At 68.6% G+C, this 20243-nt stretch carries 16 protein-coding genes; 2 read left to right on the top strand and 14 right to left on the bottom strand.

Going from position 1 to position 20243, the window contains the following annotated elements; genetic code table 11:
- Positions 1–54 precede the first annotated feature (54 nt).
- Entirely contained in the window at positions 55–1098 is a 1044-nt protein-coding gene (locus PMI14_RS22295; protein WP_157405905.1) for a DUF2059 domain-containing protein, read from the top strand.
- Between the two features lie 38 nt (positions 1099–1136).
- Here the strand turns inward: PMI14_RS22295 and PMI14_RS22290 are convergent, their stop codons facing one another.
- From PMI14_RS22290 to PMI14_RS22245, 9 genes are all read right to left on the bottom strand, one after another.
- Positions 1137–2201: an LLM class flavin-dependent oxidoreductase gene (locus PMI14_RS22290; RefSeq protein ID WP_007857660.1), complete on the bottom strand. Its 1065-nt coding sequence runs from the start codon at positions 2199–2201 to the stop codon at positions 1137–1139.
- A 158-nt stretch (positions 2202–2359) separates the two neighbouring features.
- Positions 2360–3295: an ABC transporter substrate-binding protein gene (locus PMI14_RS22285; protein ID WP_007857659.1), complete on the bottom strand. Its 936-nt coding sequence runs from the start codon at positions 3293–3295 to the stop codon at positions 2360–2362.
- Between the two features lie 8 nt (positions 3296–3303).
- Complete coding sequence (locus tag PMI14_RS22280) at positions 3304–4233, bottom strand: ABC transporter substrate-binding protein (RefSeq protein ID WP_007857658.1); 930 nt, start codon at positions 4231–4233, stop codon at positions 3304–3306.
- A 103-nt stretch (positions 4234–4336) separates the two neighbouring features.
- Positions 4337–6193 carry an amino acid ABC transporter permease/ATP-binding protein gene (locus PMI14_RS35860; protein ID WP_007857657.1) on the bottom strand — a complete coding sequence of 619 codons (1857 nt, stop codon included), beginning with the start codon at positions 6191–6193 and terminating at the stop codon, positions 4337–4339.
- A 28-nt stretch (positions 6194–6221) separates the two neighbouring features.
- Positions 6222–6737, bottom strand: coding sequence for a GNAT family N-acetyltransferase (locus PMI14_RS22265; RefSeq protein ID WP_007857656.1), 516 nt, complete (start codon positions 6735–6737; stop codon positions 6222–6224).
- A gap of 40 nt (positions 6738–6777) precedes the next feature.
- A complete protein-coding gene (locus PMI14_RS22260; protein WP_007857655.1) occupies positions 6778–7995 on the bottom strand; it encodes a M20 aminoacylase family protein in 1218 nt (405 codons plus the stop codon).
- Positions 7995–9347 carry an LLM class flavin-dependent oxidoreductase gene (locus tag PMI14_RS22255; protein ID WP_007857654.1) on the bottom strand — a complete coding sequence of 451 codons (1353 nt, stop codon included), beginning with the start codon at positions 9345–9347 and terminating at the stop codon, positions 7995–7997. Before PMI14_RS22255 ends, PMI14_RS22260 begins: the two co-directional genes overlap by 1 nt.
- A gap of 26 nt (positions 9348–9373) precedes the next feature.
- Entirely contained in the window at positions 9374–10375 is a 1002-nt protein-coding gene (locus tag PMI14_RS22250; RefSeq protein WP_007857653.1) for an LLM class flavin-dependent oxidoreductase, read from the bottom strand.
- Between the two features lie 154 nt (positions 10376–10529).
- Positions 10530–11876 carry a branched-chain amino acid ABC transporter substrate-binding protein gene (locus PMI14_RS22245; RefSeq protein WP_007857652.1) on the bottom strand — a complete coding sequence of 449 codons (1347 nt, stop codon included), beginning with the start codon at positions 11874–11876 and terminating at the stop codon, positions 10530–10532.
- A gap of 95 nt (positions 11877–11971) precedes the next feature.
- On the opposite strand from PMI14_RS22245, the gene PMI14_RS22240 reads away from it, so the two are divergent.
- Complete coding sequence (locus PMI14_RS22240) at positions 11972–12358, top strand: Hsp20/alpha crystallin family protein (protein ID WP_007857651.1); 387 nt, start codon at positions 11972–11974, stop codon at positions 12356–12358.
- 151 nt (positions 12359–12509) lie between these two features.
- Here PMI14_RS22240 and PMI14_RS22235 read toward each other — a convergent pair whose 3' ends face one another.
- The 5 genes from PMI14_RS22235 to nirB all read right to left on the bottom strand — a co-directional run bounded on the left by PMI14_RS22235 (position 12510) and on the right by nirB (position 20047).
- Entirely contained in the window at positions 12510–14255 is a 1746-nt protein-coding gene (locus PMI14_RS22235) for a bifunctional protein-serine/threonine kinase/phosphatase (protein WP_007857650.1), read from the bottom strand.
- A gap of 178 nt (positions 14256–14433) precedes the next feature.
- Positions 14434–15246 carry a formate/nitrite transporter family protein gene (locus PMI14_RS22230; protein ID WP_007857649.1) on the bottom strand — a complete coding sequence of 271 codons (813 nt, stop codon included), beginning with the start codon at positions 15244–15246 and terminating at the stop codon, positions 14434–14436.
- Between the two features lie 340 nt (positions 15247–15586).
- Complete coding sequence (locus tag PMI14_RS22225; protein ID WP_007857648.1) at positions 15587–16900, bottom strand: nitrate regulatory protein; 1314 nt, start codon at positions 16898–16900, stop codon at positions 15587–15589.
- Between the two features lie 61 nt (positions 16901–16961).
- Entirely contained in the window at positions 16962–17321 is a 360-nt protein-coding gene (gene nirD, locus PMI14_RS22220; protein ID WP_007857647.1) for a nitrite reductase small subunit NirD, read from the bottom strand.
- A gap of 182 nt (positions 17322–17503) precedes the next feature.
- Positions 17504–20047, bottom strand: a complete 2544-nt coding sequence (gene nirB / locus PMI14_RS22215) for a nitrite reductase large subunit NirB (RefSeq protein ID WP_007857646.1) — start codon at positions 20045–20047, stop codon at positions 17504–17506.
- Between the last annotated feature and the right edge of the window lie 196 nt (positions 20048–20243).

The raw sequence follows: 20243 nt of genomic DNA, 5'->3' as shown, positions 1-20243 counted from the left end.
CAGTGGGCTATGGATGCCGCTACCATGGCGGCCATTGTCAACAGACCTGACCCCATGCATTCCACCGCCGCCCAGCCGCCCCACCCCCGCAACGCACGCGCCGCCCTGCTGGCCACGGCGCTGCTCCTCGCCCTTGCCACCCTGGTGCCGCCCGCAGGCGGCCCGGGCACGGCCCATGCCGCGCCCAAGGCCACCGCAGCAGCAGGAGCAGCCAACGCGAGTGAGGCCACGCTGCACGCCTTGTTCGATGCCGAGCAGATGCCCGAACGCATGCGCCAGATCATGCAGGCCGTGGACCAGGCGCAGCTGGATGCCATTGCCAGCATCGCCGACCCGGCGGAGCAGGAGCGCAAGCGCAAGGCCTATGCCACGGCGCAGCCCGTGATGCAGCAGCACTTCGCGTGGCAGAAGCTGCGCCCCCTGGTCACCGAGGTGTACCAGACCCAGTACACCGAAGCCGATGCGCAGGCCTTGCTGGCCTTCTATGGCACGGCACCGGGCCAATTGCACCTGAACAAGCTGCAGCCCGCCATGATCGAGGCCACCCTCGCACTGGCGAAATTCATGGACGAGCGCGTGGACGCCCTCTTCGATTCCAGCGACGACCAGGGCCGCGCCAAGGGCCCCAAGCCGCCCAAGCCAACGGCCTGGACCGCCGCGGATGCCCACGATGGCCTCGCCGCCGACCTGGTCCGGTTGCTGATGCAGGACGAGTTCAACGCGCGCATGCAGCGTCTGGAGTCCGCCATGCGTGCGCAAACCGGGCTGGTGCAATCCGGAGCCCCCAGCAAGCAGCAGAAGCAGTGGTTTGCCAACATCTCGCAGCGCATGCGCGCGGAGATCCGCTTCGATACCGTGCTGCCCCTGATCGTGCAGCCCCTGCGTGCGCACCTGGCACCCGAGGAACTGCGCGTGCTGCTGGCCAGCGAACGCAGCCCCGCTCGCAAGGCGCAGCGCGCCAAGGCACTGGCCGCCAGCGACGCCCTGAGCGCCCGCCTGCAGCAGACGATCCGCACAGAGATCTTCCCCGAGCTGCTGGCGGCCATGGCGCGGGCCGAGAACGCGGCGGCACCCGCCAACAGCGACACCAAGCGCTGAGGCACCGCCCGCGCAGGGCCCAACAACCTGTTCAGGTTCTAAGCAACCCAGGTATCACCCACTCCGGCCGCTGTGGCCTGCGTGGCCCCTGCCCGCCACCCCAGCTCCGGCGCGATCAGCCGGGCTGTGTCCTCCAGGATCTGGCGGTATTCCTCGGGCGCGAAGTCGTAGGGCAGCTCCAGCCGCAACTCCTGCACCAGGGGCAGGATCGGGTCCTCGCGCAGCCACTGCAGGATCTGCTCGCTGTGGCCCACCAGGTCGCGCGCGAACAGCGTGCGCCGCTCGCCCTGCGGCGCCAGGGTGCGCGCCTGCCGCGTGGCCGCCCAGGCCAGGTAGCGCGCGCGGGTGGAGGCATCGGCCCCGTCCAGCGGCACGATCACCCGCCCCAGCGCCACGCGCGGCACGCTGCCCGGCGGCTGCTGCGCGCGCCAGCGGGCATGGAACAGGTCGAGCTGGGTGCGCTGCGCCTCGAAGAAATGGTCGGTCTGCTCGCCCCGGTTGATGTTGCCGATGAGCAGGTGGTAGCCCTGCTCGCCCGCCCACTGCGCCGAGCGCAGCGAGCCCCCGCCGTACCACAGGCGCTGCGCCAGGCCCGGCGCGTACGGCTGCAGGCGTGGCCGCTGGCGGCCTGCGGGGCTTTCGACAAAGGTCTCCTCGTCACCCAGCAGGTCGCCCTGCAGGTTGCGCCGCAGGCGCTCCACGCGGGCGTGCGAGAAATCGATGCTGCCCGCATCGCCATCGAACAGGCGCTCGCCCAGCAATGCGCCAAAGGGCGGCGCCCCGGCACTCAGGCCCACGTGCAGGCGCCCACGCGCGAGTACATCCACCGTGGCCAGGTCCTCGGCCAGGCGAAACGGATTCTCGTAGCCCATCTGCACCACGGCCGTTCCCAGGCCGATGCGCAGCGTGCGCTGGCTCGCAGCGGCCAGGAAGGTCGCGGCCGAGGACACCCCGCGCTCCAGGTGGCGTTGGCGCACCCAGGCGCTGTCGAACCCCAGGGCCTCGCCATAGGCGAACAGCTGCAGCGTGTGCTCCAGCCCGTCGAAGGGATCGGTGTCAGGGAAATTACCCGGCGACAGGAAGGCGAGGTGGCGGATGGGCATGGCGTGGAAGTTGGGATGATCTCGGTTTCAGCGGCACACCACATCGCTCGCAGGCCACGAAACCGGCGTGGCCGAAGCCAGTGCCCCCGTGCAAGGGCCGCCCCGCCGCACTGGGGGCGTCCCCCTTTCAGGGGGAAGGCGCGAAGCGACTCAGGGGGTCAAAATTTCGGCAAGCCCGGGGGATTCGTCTCCGACCGCGGCAGCGCCTCTTCCGTCAGGCTCCAGCGCGTCAGCGCCTTGCCGTACTGGCCCCCCTGGATCAGGCCATTGGCCGCGAGCGTGAGCGCATCGGCCAGGCCGCTGCCCTTGCGTGTGGTGATGCCCACGTCGGACTTGAGCGGCCAGCCGGCGTTCACGGTGCCCACGAGCTTGATCTTGCCGTCCTTGGCCGCGTGGTAGGCCTGGGGGGCGTTGGGGTTGAAGTTGGCATCGGCACGGCCCGAGACCACGCCCAGCAGGCGCGCCGCATCGTCGTCGAAGTACAGGATTTCCGCCGGCTTCAGGCCTGCCGCCTGGTTCTTCCTGTTCCATTCGAGCAGGATGCGCTCCTGGTTGGTGCCCGACGCGGTGATGACCTTGAGGCCGGCCACGTCCTTGGGTTCCTTGATGGCGGCGATCTTGCTGTCGGCACGCACGTAGAAGCCGTGCAGCCCCAGGCGGTAGGTGGAGAAGTCGAACTTCTCCTTGCGCTGCTCGGTCACGCCCACATTGGAGATCACCGCGTCGTACTTGCCCGAGGACAGGCCCAGGGGCCAGTCGGCCCAGGCGATGGGCACCAGCTCCAGCTTGAGGCCCAGCGCATCGGCAATCAGCAGCGCGTAGTCGGGATCGAAACCCACCACGGTTTTGGCATCGGTGGCATAGGTGGAGATGGGGGGCGCGAACGGCGCGATCGCCACGGTCAGCACACCGTCCTTGACGAACTTGAAGTCCTTGGGAAGGGCGGCAATGGCTGCGGCATTGCGCTCGGTGCGCAGCCGGCCTTTTTGCTCGGGGCTGAAGTCGAAGGTCTGGGCCAGGGCGCCGCCGCCGAATGCAGCCAATGCCACCGCGGCCAGCCAGCGCCGCAGGGATGGTGAGGAGAGGATGGTCATGGCGCGCCTCACTTCTTGGGCAGGCCGGGTGGGTTGGTGCGCGAGACCTGGATGGCCTCGGACTGCAGGTTCCAGCGCTCCAGCGACTTGGCGTAGTTGCCGTTCTGGATCTGCGCATTGAGCGCAGCGGTGATGGCCTCGGCAATGCCCGAGCCCTTGCGCGAGGTCACGGCGATCTCGGCGTTCTGCGGCCAGCCGCCCGAGAAGGCACCGACCAGCTTGGTGCGGCCATCGCGCGCGTTGTGCGCGGCGATGCCGTTGGGCGCAAGGTAGGCGTCGGCGCGGCCCGACAGGATGGCCAGGTACAGCACCACATCGTCGTCGTAGTACTGGATCTCCACGGGTTTCAGGCCCGCGGCCACGTTCTGCTGGTTCCAGCGCAGGAGGATCTGCTCCTGGTTGGTGCTCGCGCCGACGATGATCTTCAGGCCCGCCACGTCCTTGGGTTCCTTGATCGCGGCGATCTTGCTGTCGGCCTTGACGTAGATGCCGAGCTGGTCATTGCGGTAGGTGGAGAAGTCGAATTTCTCCTTGCGCTCCTCGGTCACCGTGACGTTGGAGATCACCACGTCGAACTTGCCCGACTGCAGGCCCAGCGGCCAGTCGGCCCAGGCCACCGACACCAGCTCGAGCTTGCGCCCCAGGCTGTCGGCCACCAGCTGCGCCACGTCGGGCGCATTGCCCACGGGGGTCTTGTTGTCGGTGGCGTAGGCGCCGAAGGGCAGGCGCCCCGTGGTGGTGCCCACCGTGAGCACGCCCTCCTTGGCGAACTTGAAGTCCTTGGACACGAGCTTGAGCGCCTCGTCGACCTTGGCCGAGCGCGGGCGCCCGGGCTGTTCAGGGCTCAGGTCCACGGCCTGGGCCGTGGTCTGCAGCGGGACCATGGCCGCGGCGGCCAGCGCCAGGGCAAGGAAGGTGGAGCGGCGGGTGAAGTTCATCGGATGGTTCCTGAAAAAAGCCATGAAAAAAAGACAATGCGGGCACGCTGGCGCCCAGCCGGGCGCTGCGCGTGCAAGGGAGGGAAAGAACTGCGGCGGGCTGCTAGAGCACCTTGGCCAGGAACTCCGCGGTGCGCGGGTGCGCCGGGCGGTTGAACACCTGCTCGGGCGTGCCGGTCTCCAGCACCCGGCCCTGCTCCATGAAGACCACGGTGTCGGCCACTTCGCGGGCAAAGCCGATCTCGTGCGTGACGATGACCAGCGTGGTGCCCGAGCGCGCCAGTTCCTTGATCACGTCGAGCACCTCGCCCACCAGCTCGGGGTCGAGCGCCGAGGTGGGCTCGTCGAACAACAGCACCTTGGGCCGGAGGGCCAGCGCCCGCGCGATCGCCACGCGCTGCTGCTGGCCGCCCGAGAGCTGGCGCGGGTAGCTGTGTGCCTTGTCGGACAGGCCCACGCGGGCCAGCAGCTCCTGCGCCAGGGCCTCGGCTTCGGGGCGCAGCAGGCGGCGCACGCTGATGGGTGCCTCGATGATGTTCTCCAGCACCGTGAGGTGGGGGAACAGGTTGAAGTTCTGGAACACCATGCCCACGTCCACGCGGCGCGCGAGGATGTCCTTCTCGCCCAGTTCGTACAGGGTGTCGGCATCCTGGCGGTAGCCGATGAGCTCGCCGTCGATGGCGATGAAACCGCCGTCCACCCGCTCCAGGTGGTTGATGGTGCGCAGCAGCGTGGACTTGCCCGAGCCCGACTGGCCCAGCACCACCGTCACGCTGCCGGGCGGCACGGTGAGCGTCACGTCCTTGAGCACCTGCAGCGCCCCGTAGTGCTTGGAGACGCCGTGGATGGTGACCTCGCCACCACGCGTGAGGCCGCCGCTCCAGCGCGGCACGGTGCCGGCGGGTGCTGCCTGGGGCGCGGCCGCGACGGCCGGCTGGGCCTCCTCCAGCAGCACCGCCTTGGGAGCGAAACCCAGGCGCCGCGCGATGGCCGTGAACAGCGAGGGTGGCGGGTTGCGCAGCGCGCCCTTGGCGAAATGCCGCTCGATGTAGTGCTGCATGACCGACAGCACCGTGAGGATCACCAGGTACCAGACGGTGGCCACCATCAGCAGCGGGATCACCTCCAGGTTGCGCCGGTAGATGATCTGGATGGTGTAGAACAGCTCGGGCAGCGCCAGGATATAGACGTTGGACGTGCCCTTGGCCAGGCCGATGATGTCGTTGAAGCCGCTGGGCAGGATGGAGCGCATGGCCTGCGGCAGCACGATGCGAAAGGCCTGGCGCCGGCGCGGCAGGCCCAGCGCGGCGGCCGCCTCGAGCTGCCCCTGGTCCACCGACAGGATGCCCCCGCGCACGATCTCCGAGGCGAAGGCCGCCTGGTTGAGCGTGAGCCCGATCAACGCCGCCACGAAGGGGCTGATGAGCTGCGTGGTGGGGTACGAGAAGAAGGTCCAGCCCGTGAACGGCACGCCCAGGCTCACCGACTCGTAGAGGTAGCCCAGGTTGTTGATGATGAGCAGCAGCACGATCACCGGGATGGAGCGGAAGATCCAGACAAAGGTCCACGACAGGCCCGCCAGCAGCGGCGAGCGCGATACCCGGGCCAGCGCCAGCGCCGTGCCCAGCGTGAAGCCGAACAGCGCCCCCAGCGCCGTGAGCAGCAGCGTGCGGCCCAGGCCCACCAGCACCGGCTCGGCAAAGAACCATTCGGCAAAAATGCCCCAGCCCCAGCGCGGGTTGGTGAGCACCGAGTACAGCACCAGCGCGATGACCACGGCGGCGAACACGGTGCCCACCGTGCGCGCCCGGTAGCGTGCGGGCACCACCTTGTAGTGGGAGTAGTCACCCTTCACGGGGGGCGCGGCGGGGACTGCCGCAGCCGCAGCAACAGGGGGTGCCGCATGGTGCGCCGGGCCCGCGGGCAGCGCATGGGCATCGAGCGTGGTGGTGGTCGACATCGTGGTGTATGGGAATGGAAGGGAAAACTCAGGCGGCGCGTGCCAGCGCAGGCGCCTGCACCAGGATTTTTTCGAACGGCAGCGAGCGGTAGGTGCCCTCGGGCGCCGATGGGTCGAACAGAGCCGCATAGCCCTGGCCCAGGTACAGCGCCACGGCTTCGGGCTGGCGAAAGCCCGTGGTCAGGTAGATGCGCGTGTAACCCTGGCGCAGCGCCTGGGCCTCGAGTTCCTGGACCACACGGCGTGCCAGGCCCTGGCGGCGCAGGGCCGAGTGCGCCCAGACGCGCTTGAGCTCGGCCGTACCGGGGTCCGGGTGGCGCTTGAACGCGCCGCCGCCAATGGCCACCCCATCGCGCAGCAGCAGCACGAAGTTGCCGCCCTCGGGTGGCGAGAACAGCTCGGCCGGGTACTTCTCCATCTCGCGCGGGCCACCCTCCAGCGCATAGACGTCGCTGTAGCGGGTTTCGTACTCGTGGCTGAGTTCTTCCACCAGCGGGCGCGCCAGCGGGTCCAGGGGGGTGGTGTAGACGAATCGTTCGCTCATGGTGTTGTCGCGTCCATCAAGGCAACAGGAAGAAGGGGAGTCATGCGGCCGGCGCCAGGAAACGCTCGGCCAGGCGCACCCAGTAGGTGGCCGAGGGCGCGAGGATGGCGTCGTTGAAGTCGTAGTAGGGGCTGTGCAGCGAGGCGCCGTCGCCATTGCCCACGAAGACATAGCTGCCAGGCCGCTTGAGCAGCATGAAGGCGAAGTCCTCGCTGGCCGTGCGCGGGCGAAAGCCGGCGTCCACGCGCGCGGCGCCAAAGGTGTCCACGGCCACGCTGCGCGCCAGGGCCGTCTCGGCATCGTGGTTGAGCACGGCCGGGTAGCCCGGGCGGTACTGCACCTCGGCCGTGGCGCCGAAGCTCTCGGCCTGGGCCCGGGCGATGGCCGGAATGCGCTCCTTGAGGATGGCGCGCACCTCGGGCTTGAAGGCCCGCGCCGTGAGCTTGAGTTCCACGCTTTCGGGGATCACATTCGGGGCGGCACCGCCGTGGATCGAGCCCACGGTGACCACGCCCATGTCCAGCGGGTCGACGTTGCGCGACACCACCGTCTGCAGTGCCGTGATGATGTGGGCGCTGGCCACCACCGGGTCCACCGTTTCGTGCGGCGCGGCGCCATGGCCGCCCTTGCCGCGCACGGTGATGGTGATCTGGTCCACCGAGGCCATGGCCGGCCCGGTCACGCAGCCGAAGTGCCCTTCGCCCACGCAAGGCCAGTTGTGCAGGCCGAACACCGCATCGCAGGGAAAGCGCTCGAACAGCCCTTCGGCGATCATGCGGTTGGCGCCACCGCCGTTCTCCTCGGCGGGCTGGAAGATCAGGTTCAGCGTGCCGTCGAAGCGCCCCGACTCGGCCAGGAAGCGCGCCGTCGCGAGCAGCACCGTGGTGTGGCCATCGTGCCCGCAGGCATGCATCACGCCGGCGTTTTCGCTCGCATAGGGCAGGCCCGTGGCTTCGGTGATGGGCAGCGCGTCCATGTCGGCGCGGATGCCCAGGGAATTGCCACTGCCATTGCCTCTGCCACTGCCGCGCACGAGCCGCCCCACCACGCCCGTGCCGGCGATGCCGGTCGTGACCTCGTAGCCCCACGCCGCAAGGCGCTCGGCCACGATGGCGGCCGTGCGGTGCTCCTGGAACGAGAGTTCCGGGTGGCGGTGCAGGTCCTGGCGCAGGGCCTTGAACTCGCCGATGAAGGCGGCAATGCCCTCCTCGACCCGGGCCACATCCTGGGAGCTTTCGACAGGCAATGCGGCGCCCATCAGGCAACCTTCCGGTCGGCAGCAGCGCCCAGCTCTGGCGCAGCCGCATACCGGCTGGCCTTGCGCGGCAGGCCCAGGTGGTCGCGCAGCGTGGCGCCGGGCAAGGTGCGCTCGTAGCGGCCGCGTGCCTCCAGCACCGGGATGACATGCGTCACGAAGTCTTCGAGCCCCTGCGCCAGCACCGGGAAACCGAGGATGAAGCCGTCGGCCGCGCCCTCGTCCACCCAGCGGATGATCTCGTCGGCCACCCGCTCGCCCGTGCCCACGAACTGCGAGCGTGGCGTGGCCGCCTCCAGCGCCACCTGGCGCAGCGTAAGGCCGCGCTCCCTGGCATCGGCCTTGATGCGGTCGGTGGTGGAGCGAAAGCTGTTGCGCCCGATCTCGCCCAACTCGGGGAAGGGTTCGTCCAGCGGGTACTGCGTGAAGTCGTGGTGGTCGAAATAGCGGCCCAGGTAGGCCAGTGCTTCCTGCACCGTGAGCAGTTCGCGGATGGCCTGGTACTTGGCCTCGGCTTCTTCCTGGGTGGCGCCCACCACCGGGCCGATGCCCGGGAAGATCTTCACGTCGTCGCCCTGGCGGCCCTGCGCCACGGCGCTGGCCTTGACCTGGCGCAGGAAGCCGCGCGTGGCTTCGAGGTTGGGCGAATGCGTGAACACCGCGTCGGCGTACTTGCCCGCCAGGCCCACGCCCGCATCGGACGAGCCGGCCTGGAAGATCACCGGCTGGCCCTGGGCCGAGCGCCCGATGTTCAGCGGACCGGCCACCTGGAAGAAGCGGCCCTTGTGGTTGAGCGTGTGCAGCTTGGCCGGGTCGAAGAACTGACCGGTGGCGCGGTCGCGCACCACGGCGTCCTCGTCCCAGCTGTCCCACAGGCCTTGCGTCACCTCCAGGTACTCGTCGGCGATCTCGTAGCGCAGCGCGTGGTCGGGGTGCTGGCGGCTGTAGTTGCTGGCCGTGCCTTCGAGCGGCGTGGTCACCACGTTCCAGCCCGCGCGGCCCTGGCTGATGAGGTCCAGCGAGGCGAACTGGCGCGCCACCGTGAACGGGTCGCTGTACGAGGTGGAGATGGTGCCCGCCAGGCCGATCTTCGTCGTGGCCACGGCCAGCGCCGAAAGGATGGAGATGGGCTCGAAGCGGTTGAGGAAATGCGGGATCGACTTCTCGTTGATGAACAGGCCATCGGCCACGAAGGCGAAGGCGATGCCGTTGGCCTCGGCCTTGCGCGCGGTGTCGATGTAGAACTGCAGGTTCACGCTCGCATCGGCCGGGCCGGCGGGGTGCTTCCAGGAATTCATGTGGCCGCCTGCGCCGTGCAGCATCAGGCCGAAGCGGATGGGGGTCGGGTTGCTCATGTGTTTTTCCTTCTTGGGGGCAGGGGTCAGGCCTCGGCGGTCTGCAGGGCGCCGGCGAGCAGCTCCACCGACGCGAGGCGCTCGGCAAAGCCGGTGACGGGCGTGTCGACCACGAACTCCTCGATGCCGTAGCGCTCGGCCAGTGCATCGAGCGCATCGCGCACGAAGGCCTGCGAGCCGGCGATCACGTGCGGGCGGGTTTCTTCGAGGCGGTAGTCGCTCACGCCGGCCTGGCGCGCGAACTCGGCGGCGGCCTTCTCGTTGGGCAGGTTCACGCTCTGGCCGGTGGACAGGTGCAGCTTGACGATGCGCAGCGCACCCACCAGGCGCTCGGCCTCCTCCTGCGTGTCTGCGACCAGGGCATAGAGCGCGAGCAGTGGCGCGCGGCCCGCGGCCTCGCGGTAGACCTGCACCGAGCGCTCGATGTTCACCGGGTCGCCATTGAAGTGCCCGGCATAGACGAACTGCCAGCCATGGCGCGCGGCCAGCGCGGCACTCTCGGGGCTGCCGCCGAGCAGAAAACGCTCGGGCAGGCTCGGCGGCTCGGGCAGGGCCACGGCACCGGCCAGCGGGTGGTCGGCGGCAAGGGTGTTGGAGACGAAGGCGTCAAGCTCGGCCAGTTGCGCCGCGAAGTCGGCCTTGCGTGCCGGGTCGCGTGCAGCCTGCAGCGCACGGGTGGACAGGGGCAGACCGCCGGGCGCCTTGCCCACGCCCAGGTCCACACGGCCCGGGGCCAGCGCGGCCAGCAACTTGAAGGCCTCGGCCACCTTGAAGGGGCTGTAGTGCTGCAGCATGACGCCGCCCGAACCCACGCGGATGCGCGTGGTGCGCGCCAGCAGGTGCGCAACCAGCACCTCGGGTGCCGAGCTGGCCAGGCCCGGGTTGCCATGGTGCTCGGCCACCCAGAAACGCCGGTAGCCCAGTTGCTCGGCGCGCTGCGCCAGCGCTACGGTGCGCTGCAGCGCCTGGGCCGCGGTGGCGCCTTCAGGAACGGGGCTCTTGTCGAGCAGGGACAGGGCATAGGACACGGTGGGGGCGATTCGCGCATGGGTGAGCAATGCTGCAAATTCTGTGGCCCCGGGCCGGCGCGCGTTGCGCTAACTTGTCATATCGATATGCGGACAAAAGGCGCCCCCACCCTTTGCCCGCGCGGCGTGGATCACCACGCCGCCAGCGCCTCCTTCAGGGGCGCTGCATGGTGCAGGTATGGGGTTGTTGCGCCTTTGCAGGGGCGATCTGGCGCACCACGCGGAAACCATAGCCCGAGCCCTCGACGTCGAACTTGACGCCCGTGGCCCCCTTCTTGTCCATCACGCCCACCACCAGCGCCTGCTGGAACTGGTGGTCCGCCGCGCGCATGCTGCCGCCCTGGCCCGAGAGCTGCACGCTGGCCTTTTCCATCTGGCGCGCCACGGCCACCGGATCGGTGCTGCCCGCGCGCTCGATGGACTGGGCCAGCGCCTCCACCATGAGCTGCATGCGCATGTGCACGTAGTCGTCCTGGGGCTTGGGAAAGCGCTCACGGAAGGACTGGTAGAAGGCCTCGCTCTGCGCGCCCGGCACATTGGGCAGCCAGTCGGCCACGGCCACCACCTTGCCGATGCCGGCATCGCCGATGGCCGCGGGCGCGCCCAGCGCATTGCCGTAGAAGGTGTAGAAGCTGCCTTCGTAGCCCACCTCGCGCGCGGCCTTGACCAACAGCGTGAGATCGTTGCCCCAGTTGCCGGTGACCACGGCCTGCGCGCCGCTGGTCTTGATCTTCACGGCGTAGGGCGCAAAATCCTTCACGCGGCCCACGGGGTGCAGCTCTTCGCCGACCACGGCCACGTCGGGGCGCTGGGTCGACAGTTGCTTCTTGGCCTCGCGCAGCACGGCCTGGCCAAAGCTGTAGTCCTGGCCGATCAGGTAGACGCTCTTCAAGGCCTTGTCGTCGCGCATCACCTCCATGAGTGCGGCCATGCGCATGTCGGCATGGGCGTCGAAACGGAAGTGCCAGAAGCTGCACTTCTCGTTGGTGAGGATGGGGTCCACCGCCGAGTAGTTGAGGAAGATCACGCGCTTGTTCGGCTCGCGCTCGTTGTGCTTGTTGATGGCCTCGATCAGCACCGCGGCAGTGGCCGAGGAATTGCCCTGCAGCACGACCTGCGCACCATCGTCGATGGCCGCGCGCAGGGCCGACAGGGCCTCTTCGTTCTGGCCCTTGCTGTCATAGCGCTCCAGCGCCAGCAGGCGCGGGCCGCCGGCGCTGGCCGGCAGGGCCACGCCACCGCGCGCGTTGACGCGCTCCATGGCCCAGTAGATGTTGCGGTAGACGGCCTCGCCGGTGTTGGCAAAGGCGCCCGAGAGGCTCTCGATCAGCGCCATCTTCACGGGCTTGGCGGGTGCTGCGGCAGCAGCGGGTGCTGTGCCCTGCGCCCAGCTGCTGGAGGCCGGTGCCAGCGTGCAGGCCAGTGTGGCAGCGACGGCCAAAACGGAATGACGTAATGCCGCAGCGCCTGATTTCAAGCCCGCGAACCGCAATTTATTCATGCTCTTTTTCCCCTTGAAAACCCGCGCGGCCGTACACAAGTTCTGTCCATGCGGCGACCACGTCGAGAGCCGCGCAGTGTATAGGAGTCCTTTTCATGATCTTCGCCCCCGTCGCCCGCCGTTCCGCCTTCAACGCACCCCGCTCTGCCGACCTGGCGCTGCAGCGCTTTCTGCTCGGCAGCTTTGCCAATGCTGCCCCTGCCCGCTCTGCCGGCGTGACCGTCACGCAGGACGACAAGGCCACCACCTTGCAGCTGGATGTGCCCGGCCTCGCCCGTGAGCAGCTGCAGCTCGCCATCGAAGACAATGTGGTGCGCCTGTCCAGCGTGGAAGGCGCTCCCCGCCAGGTGCAGCGCGCCTGGGAGCTGGCCACCGACATCGATGCCGCGGCCAGCAGCGCCAAGCTCGAAAACGGCGTGCTCACGCTCACCCTGGTGCGCGTGGAGCCCGTCAGCAAGGCCACCACGCTGAGCATCCAATAAGTCGATACACGGCGCAGTGGAGCGCGGCCTGGCGGCCGCGCTCCACCCGTGCGTGCACTTTGCCCCTCCCTTTTGCCCCAGTCCGGCAAAGGCCTTATCCCATCAGGGCTTTGCCCCCGCTTATCTCACGCGCCGAACCGCAAGGGTTCCTTCAATTTCCGTACGCGCGCATTCCCAACAGCACCAACACCGCCAGCCCCAGCAGGCACGACACGGCCTGCCAGAACAGCACCGGATTGCGCTCCACCAGCGGTGGCGCACGCAGACGCTGGAATTGTGCACCCGGCGCCTCCAGGTCGTGCAGGAATTCCGAGACCGCCTCCTGGCGTTTGAGCGGCTGCGGCTGCAGGGCCTTGTGCAGCACCCCATCGAGCCAGGCCGGCAATTCGGGCCGCAGGTGGCGCACGGGCACATAGCGCAGCTGCTTGAGCTCCGCCGGTGAACGCAGGCGCACCACCTGCAGGCCGTAAGGCAGTTGGCCGGTGAGCATCTGGTACGTCAGCACCGCCAGCGAGAACAAATCCGCCCGGGCATCGCCCTCGCCGCCCACGAAGTACTCGGGCGCGGTGTACTGCAGCGTGCCGGCAATGGCATCCGCGCGCGCAGCGCCCGTCCCCTCGGCAAGGCCCGCCACGTGCACCGACCCGAAATCGATGAGCTTCACCGTGCCGCCGCGGTCGACCAGCAGGTTCTCGGGTCGGAGGTCCTGGTGCAGCATTTCGCGCGCATGGAAGGCCTGCAGCCCCTTGCCGATCTGTGCGACCAGGCTGCGCACGGCGTCCAGGCCGGGCTGGGGGTGGTCGGTCATCCATTGGCCCAGGGTCTGGCCTTCCACGAATTCCATGGCCACATAGACATGCTGGCGCGGCCGCTCGCCGCCCGCGGCGCGCAGCACATGCGGGCTGTGGATGCGCCGCGCCACCCATTCCTCGAGCACAAAGCGGTCCAGGTAGTCCTTCTCGGCGGCCAGCTCCACCGACGGGGTCTTGAGCGCCACCTGCTGGCCCGTGGCGTCGTCCACGGCCAGGTGCACGTGGCTGCGCGAACTCGCATGCAGCTCACGCACGATGGTGTAGCCCTCGAACTGCATGCGCGGCGCCAGCGGCGGCGGCAAGGCCAGCCCCTCGCGCGCAGCCGGCAGGCTGGCCAGGGCCCGGTTCTCGGGCAGCGCATCGATGCGCAGCAACTGCAGTGTCAGGTCATCGGTGGCGCCGCGCGCCCGGGCAGCGGCCACCAGCGCCCGCGCGGCCACGTCCAGGTCGCCCGCAGCGTGCGCGATGGCAGCCTGCACGGCCGCCACATCCAGGTGCGTGTACGCCCCGTCGGTGGCCAGCAGGTAGACATCGCCCACCTCGGCCGGCAGGCTGCGGTAGTCGATCTCCACATTCGGGCCCATGCCCAGGGCCCGGCCCAGGAAGGACTCGACCGAGGACAGGTGCACACGGTGGTCCTCGGTAAGTTGCTCCAGGGCCGTGGCGTGCACGCGGTAGATGCGCGCATCGCCCACGTGCAGCAGGTGCACCTCGCGGCCCTTGAGGATCAAGGCGCTGAAGGTGGTGACGTAGCCGCGGTCCTTATCGAAGCGCGCATGGCTGCGCATGGTCTGCGCGTGCAGCCAGGCATTGGTGGCGCCCAGCACGCGCTGGGCCGAGCGGCGCACCGACCAGGCCTCGGAGGTGGCGTAGTAGTCGTCCAGGAAGCCACGCACCGCTGCCGCGCTGGCCTCCTGGCTCACCGCGCTGGAGCCTATGCCGTCGGCCAGCGCCACCACGATGCCCTTGGTGCCGCGCTGCGGCCCCACGGGCAGCATGGCGCCGTGGAAGTCCTGGTTGACCCCCTTGTGACCGGCCTCGGAATGCTGGCCGAGCGTGACGTTCAAGCTATTGCTGTCGCTCATAGGGAGGCAGGCAGGAAGGCGAGGATGAATGGGTCTTCACGATGGCGCGTGCCCTGATTTGGGATGGGATGCTAGGCGCAAAGCGCAGCCATAGCCCGTGCTATGGCGAGCATTTGCTTGCGCCGAGACCGCCCAAAGCAGGGTGCGCGGCGCGTGAGGGACCCGTTCAGCCTCGTCTTTAGGCGATCTTGCGCTTGGGGGCGGTCTTGTAGTGCGTGGAGTACAGCATCGCGCCGACGAAGGTCAGGCCGCCCACCAGGTTGCCGATCACGGTGGGGATTTCATTCCAGACCAGGTAGTCCATGACCGTGAAGTTGCCACCCAGCAGCAGGCCCGAAGGGAACAGGAACATGTTGACGATGCTGTGCTCGAAACCCATGTAGAAGAACAGGGCGATGGGAATCCACATGCCGATGGCCTTGCCCGACACCGATGTGGACATCATGGCCGCCACCACGCCGGTGGACACCATCCAGTTGCACATCACGCCGCGGACGAACAGGGTCAGCATGCCAGCGGCGCCGTGTGCGGAGTAACCCACCGTGCGGCCCTCTCCGATGTGGCCGATCTTTACGCCGACGGCGTTGGGCGCCTCGCTGAACCCGAAGGTGAAGATGATGGCCATGAACACCGCCACCATGAAGGCACCGGCGAAGTTGCCGCAGAACACCAGCGTCCAGTTGCGAAAGACGCCACCCCAGGTGGCACCAGGACGCTTGTCGAGCACGGCCAGCGGGGCCAGGGTGAAGACACCGGTCAGCAGGTCATACCCCAGCAGGTACAGCAGGATGAAGCAGCCCGGAAAGAGCAGCGCGCCCAGCAGCGCGTTGCCGGTGTTCACCGTGACGGTGACGGCGAAGGCGGCGCCCAGTGCCAGCATGGCACCGGCCATGAAGGAGCGGATCAGCGTGTCGCGGGTGGACATCAGGAGCTTGGATTCACCGGAATCGACCATCTTGGTCACGAACTCGGCGGGGGCGAGGTAGGCCATTGAAATTCCTTTGGGACGGGAAGACTGACATGCGCCCCAGGGGTCCACCCAGGGAAGCGCGCAAGAAAAGGAGGAAAAGAAAACGGCGTCCGCTGCGCCCCCATGCAGATGGGGAACGCAATGGACGCCGTTATCCTCGGATGCGCGATTCCTGGACCTGCGGGTGAACCGCAGGCGGTGGATGGCAGGCCGCCGTTAGCCCGCCATCCAATGCACTCCATGCAATTTCCGTACCCTCATTGGGGCCGTTCAGGGTGGCTTGCGTCCCGCATTCCGTGCATGCGCGGCGCCTGCGGAGCAGGAATGGCTTCACGGCGGTGCAGTCAAGCACCACCATGGATCAGCTGGATTTGTCGCCCTTGCGGTCGGGGTGGGCGAAAGCCAGGTCCGGCAGGGACAGCGTGGCCTCGGCCACATCGAGCAGGCGGCGGTTCTGGTCCATCGAGGTCTTTTGCAGCACGCGGAAGGCGACTTCCTCGTTCATGCCCAGGCGGGCCATCAGCACGCCCTTGGCGCGCTCGATCACCTTGCGCTCGTTGAGCGTGCGGCGCGCCGCTTCGAGCTCGGCTTCCATGCTGGCCATGCGCGCCGACTGGGCCTGCAGCAGCTCCAGCAGCGATGCCGATTCGGCCCCCTGCGCTCCCGCTGCCGACTGCTCCACCGCCGTCGGCGCGATGGCGATGTCGAAGAAGCGGTCCACCGCGTGCGTGCGCTGCGGCGGGTTGTCGCGCAGGCCGCGCAACAGGCCCTTGGAGTCCTGCAGGTCCTGCTGGGCCTGCACGATGTGCGCGGCGCAGTCCTCGCGCAGGCGCTGCACCAGGTCCACCTGCAACTGCCACAGGGCCGTGATGCGCTCGGTGCACACATCGAACCAGGCGTCGCTGAGGTTGCTGTCCAGCGCCGCACCCGGCCGCACCACGCACAGCGTGCGCCGCAGCCGCTCCAGCTGGGCCATGCCGGGGGCCAGTTGCTGCTGCTCCCAGCGGGTGCGCAGCGCCACATCGGCAAACTCGGCAAAGGCGCGCAGGCTGCGCTCCTGGGCATCGATCAGGTGCAGCACGCGCTGCTGGTGGGCGTCGCTGCCCTGGCCCGAGGCGAACAGCAGCGCGCCCATGGCCCGCTCCTGCCCCGCCTCTTCCTGCGCCTGTACCAGGTGCACCAGGGCCACGAGCTGGCGCGAGACGCTGGGCAGCCCGGCCGCATCGGCCACGTGGAAGACCAGCTCGACCAGCCCGGCGATCAGGTGGCTGAACGCGGCAATCGAATCGTGGGCGGTCATCGCCTGCTTGTCGATCTGGCTGCGCAAGGCGGGTAGCGCATCGAGGCCCAGCAGCGCCCAGGCCATCAGCGACAGGGCCTTGGCTGTGGCGCCCTGCGCAGGCTCGACATGCTGGGCGAATTCTCCGCGCAGCTGGGCCTCCAGCGCCACGACCTCCTGCACGATGCGACCCCGCAGGTCGGCAAAACGCTGGGCCTTGGAGGCCAGGTAGACGCCCGAAGCGCCGCGCTCGCGCTGCAGCCCCTCGATCAGTTGCCCGACCACGTCGACCAGCGCGGCCCGGCTGGCAAGGTGGCGCACCGCATCGATCTCGAGCTGGCGCGAGCGCAGCACGAGGCTGGAAACGGACAGGGGCGCGGCGGCCAGATCGGGCATGCGGTGACTCCGGGATTCAGGATACGCAGATGCTAACCCCGCCGGACACCGCCCAGGGCATTCAGGCGACGGCCACGCTGATGCGCCCGCCCTCGGCGCGCACACCGTGCGCCTGCACCGAATGCTCGGGCGCCTCCAGGCATTCGCCGGTGCGCAGGTCGAAATGGTTCTTGTACAGCGGCGAGGCGACCACGACGCGCTCGCCCAGGTTGCCGATCAGCCCGCGCGAGAGCACGCTGGCGCCCGACTTGGGGTCCACGTTGTCGATGGCGAAGAACTGGTCGCTGCCGGTGCGGAACACGGCCACATGGCGGTCGGCCACCAGGGCGCAGACGCCGGTGCTGGGCAGGATGTCGTCGACCGCGCAGATGTCGGTCCAGGCAAGGGGGTCGGTGCTGCTGTTCATGGGAAGTGCGCTCATGGGAGTTCTCCGTTATTGATTCATTGCGCTACAAGTTGCCCGCAGCGCGAGCAACTGGCGCAGCCGACACCAGTGCCCCCGCGCAAGGGCCGCCCCGCCGCGCTGGGGGCGTCCCCCTCCCGACTCGCGTAGCGAGTCGAGAGAGGGGTGAAGGCGCGAAGCGACTCAGGGGGTGCTTCATGTCAGGCGGCCTGGCGGATAGGGATCACTTTCGCAGGGGTCTGGCCACGTTCCTCTGCGCGTGCGGGGCGGATCTGGCCGCGTTCCTCGACGAAGAGCACGTTCTCGTCGGCCTTGTCGCTGTTCACGAACGAGCGGAAGCGCTTGCGCGTCTCGGGATCGGTCACGGCGGTCTTCCACTCGCACTGGTAGGTGGCCACCACGTGCTGCATCTGCGATTCGAGCTCGGCGCACAGGCCCAGGCTGTCCTTTTGCAAGACATCCTTGAGGTAGTCGAGGCCACCCTCCAGGTTCTCGCGCCAGGTGCTGGTGCGCTGCAGCCGGTCGGCCGTGCGCACGTAGAACATCAGCACCCGGTCGATCATGCGCACCAGGTCTTCCTTGGACAGGTCGGAGGCGAACAGCTCGGCGTGGCGCGGCTTCATGCCGCCGTTGCCGCAGATGTAGAGGTTCCAGCCCTTTTCGGTGGCGATGACGCCGATGTCCTTGCCCTGCGCCTCGGCGCATTCGCGCGTGCAGCCCGAGACGCCGAACTTGATCTTGTGCGGGGCACGCAGGCCCTTGTAGCGGTTCTCCAGCTCCACGGCCAGGCCCACGCTGTCGCCCACGCCATAGCGGCACCAGGTCGAGCCCACGCAGCTCTTGACCGTGCGCAGGGACTTGCCGTAGGCATGGCCGGACTCGAACCCGGCGGTGATCAGCTCCTCCCAGATCAGGGGCAGCTGCTCCAGGCGCGCACCGAACATGTCCACCCGCGCACCGCCGGTGACCTTGGTGTACAGGCCGTACTTCTTGGCCACCTGGCCCACGGCGATCAGGCCGTCGGGCGTGACCTCGCCACCGGGCATGCGCGGCACCACCGAGTAGGTGCCGTCCTTCTGGATGTTGCCCAGGTAGTAGTCATTGCTGTCCTGCAGGCCGGCCAGCTCCTTCTTGAGCACGAACTCGTTCCAGCACGAGGCGAACACGCTGGCCGCCACGGGCTTGCAGATGTCGCAGCCCATGCCCTTGCCATGCTGGGCCAGCAGTTCGCCAAAGCTCCTGATGTTGCCCACGCGCACCAGGTGGTAGATCTCCTGGCGCGAGTACGCGAAGTGCTCGCAGATGTGGTTGTTCACGGCCATGCCGCGGCGCGCCATCTCGGCCTTCATGACCTGGGTGACCAGGGGCACGCAGCCGCCGCAGGTGGCACCGGCCTTGGTGCAGGCCTTCATCTCGGCGATGGTGCAGGCACCGTTGCCCACGGCCTCGCAGATGCCGGCCTTGGTGACGTTGTTGCACGAGCAGATCTGTGCCGTGTCGGGCAGGGCGTCCACGCCCAGGCCGGGCTTGGCCTTGCCGTCGCTGGACGGGAAGATCAGGAACTCGGGGTCCTCGGGCAGCGTGATGCCGTTCAGGGCCATCTGCAGCAGCGTGCCGTACTCGGTGGCGTCGCCGATCAGCACGGCGCCCAGCAGCTGCTTGCCGTCTTCGCTGATGACGATCTTCTTGTAGACCTGGCGGCGCTCGTCCACGTACTGGCAGGTGCGGCTGTGCGGCGTTTTCGCATGCGCGTCGCCGATGCTGGCCACGTCCACGCCCATGAGCTTGAGCTTGGTGCTCATGTCGGCACCGACGAAGGCCGCGTCGGTCTCGCCCGCGATGTGGCGGGCCGCCACGCGCGCCATGTCGTAGCCGGGGGCCACCAGGCCGAAGGTCTGCTCGTTCCACGAGGCGCATTCGCCGATGGCGTAGACATCGTGGTCGCTGGTGCGGCAGGCACTGTCGATGGCCACGCCACCGCGCGGGCCGATGGCCAGCAGGCTCTGGCGCGCCAGTTCGTCGCGCGGGCGGATGCCGGCGGAGAACACGATCATGTCGGTTTCCAGGTAGGTGCCGTCGGCAAACACCATGCGGTGGCGCGCGCGGGCGCCATCGGTGATCTCCTGGGTGTTGCGGCCGGTGTGCACCTGCACGCCCAGTTCCTCGATCTTGGCGCGCAGCACGCGCCCGCCGCCCTCGTCCACCTGCACGGCCATGAGCCGGGGGGCGAACTCGACCACGTGGGTTTCAAGACCCATGTCGCTCAGGGCCTTGGCGCATTCCAGGCCCAGCAGGCCGCCACCCACGACCACGCCGGTCTTGGATTTGGCGCCCGAGGCCTGCATGGCCTCCAGGTCTTCGATGGTGCGGTAGACGAAGCAGTGGTCGCGGTCGCGCCCCGGCACCTGGGGCACGAAGGGGTTGGAGCCGGTGGCCAGCACCAGCTTGTCGTAGTGGAGCACCTCGCCGTCCACCGTGGTCACGGTGCGGATGCGGCGGTCCACCGATGCGGCCCGCGCCGCCAGGCGCAGCGTGTAGCCGGTGCGCTCGAAGAAGCCGGGCTCGACCAGGGAGAGCTCGTCGGCCGAAGTACCGCTGAAGAAGGCCGACAGGTGCACCCGGTCGTAGGCGGGGCGCGGCTCCTCGCACAGCACGGTGACTTCGACGCCGGTCATGCCGGTCTCGGCCAGGCTTTCGAGGAACTTGTGGCCGACCATGCCGTGGCCAATGAGAACGATTTTCATGCTTGCTCATCCTGCAAGAACCCGGGGAACCGCATCAAGGGGTGCAGGATGTGCCGTGCCTTGCGGCACAACGCACCCTCCGCGGAACCACGGGCGTGGGTTGGAACTACCAGGCAGCCCGCTGCGACGCTGCGGCTTGCCCGGGTGTTCCGCCATCATTAGCGGAGGGGTTGTTTATCAGTGCGCAGGCAGCTTT

The sequence above is a fragment of the Acidovorax sp. CF316 genome (assembly GCF_000276605.1).
GTDB lineage: Bacteria > Pseudomonadota > Gammaproteobacteria > Burkholderiales > Burkholderiaceae_C > Acidovorax.
This window is presented reverse-complemented; position numbering and strand designations above follow the sequence as displayed.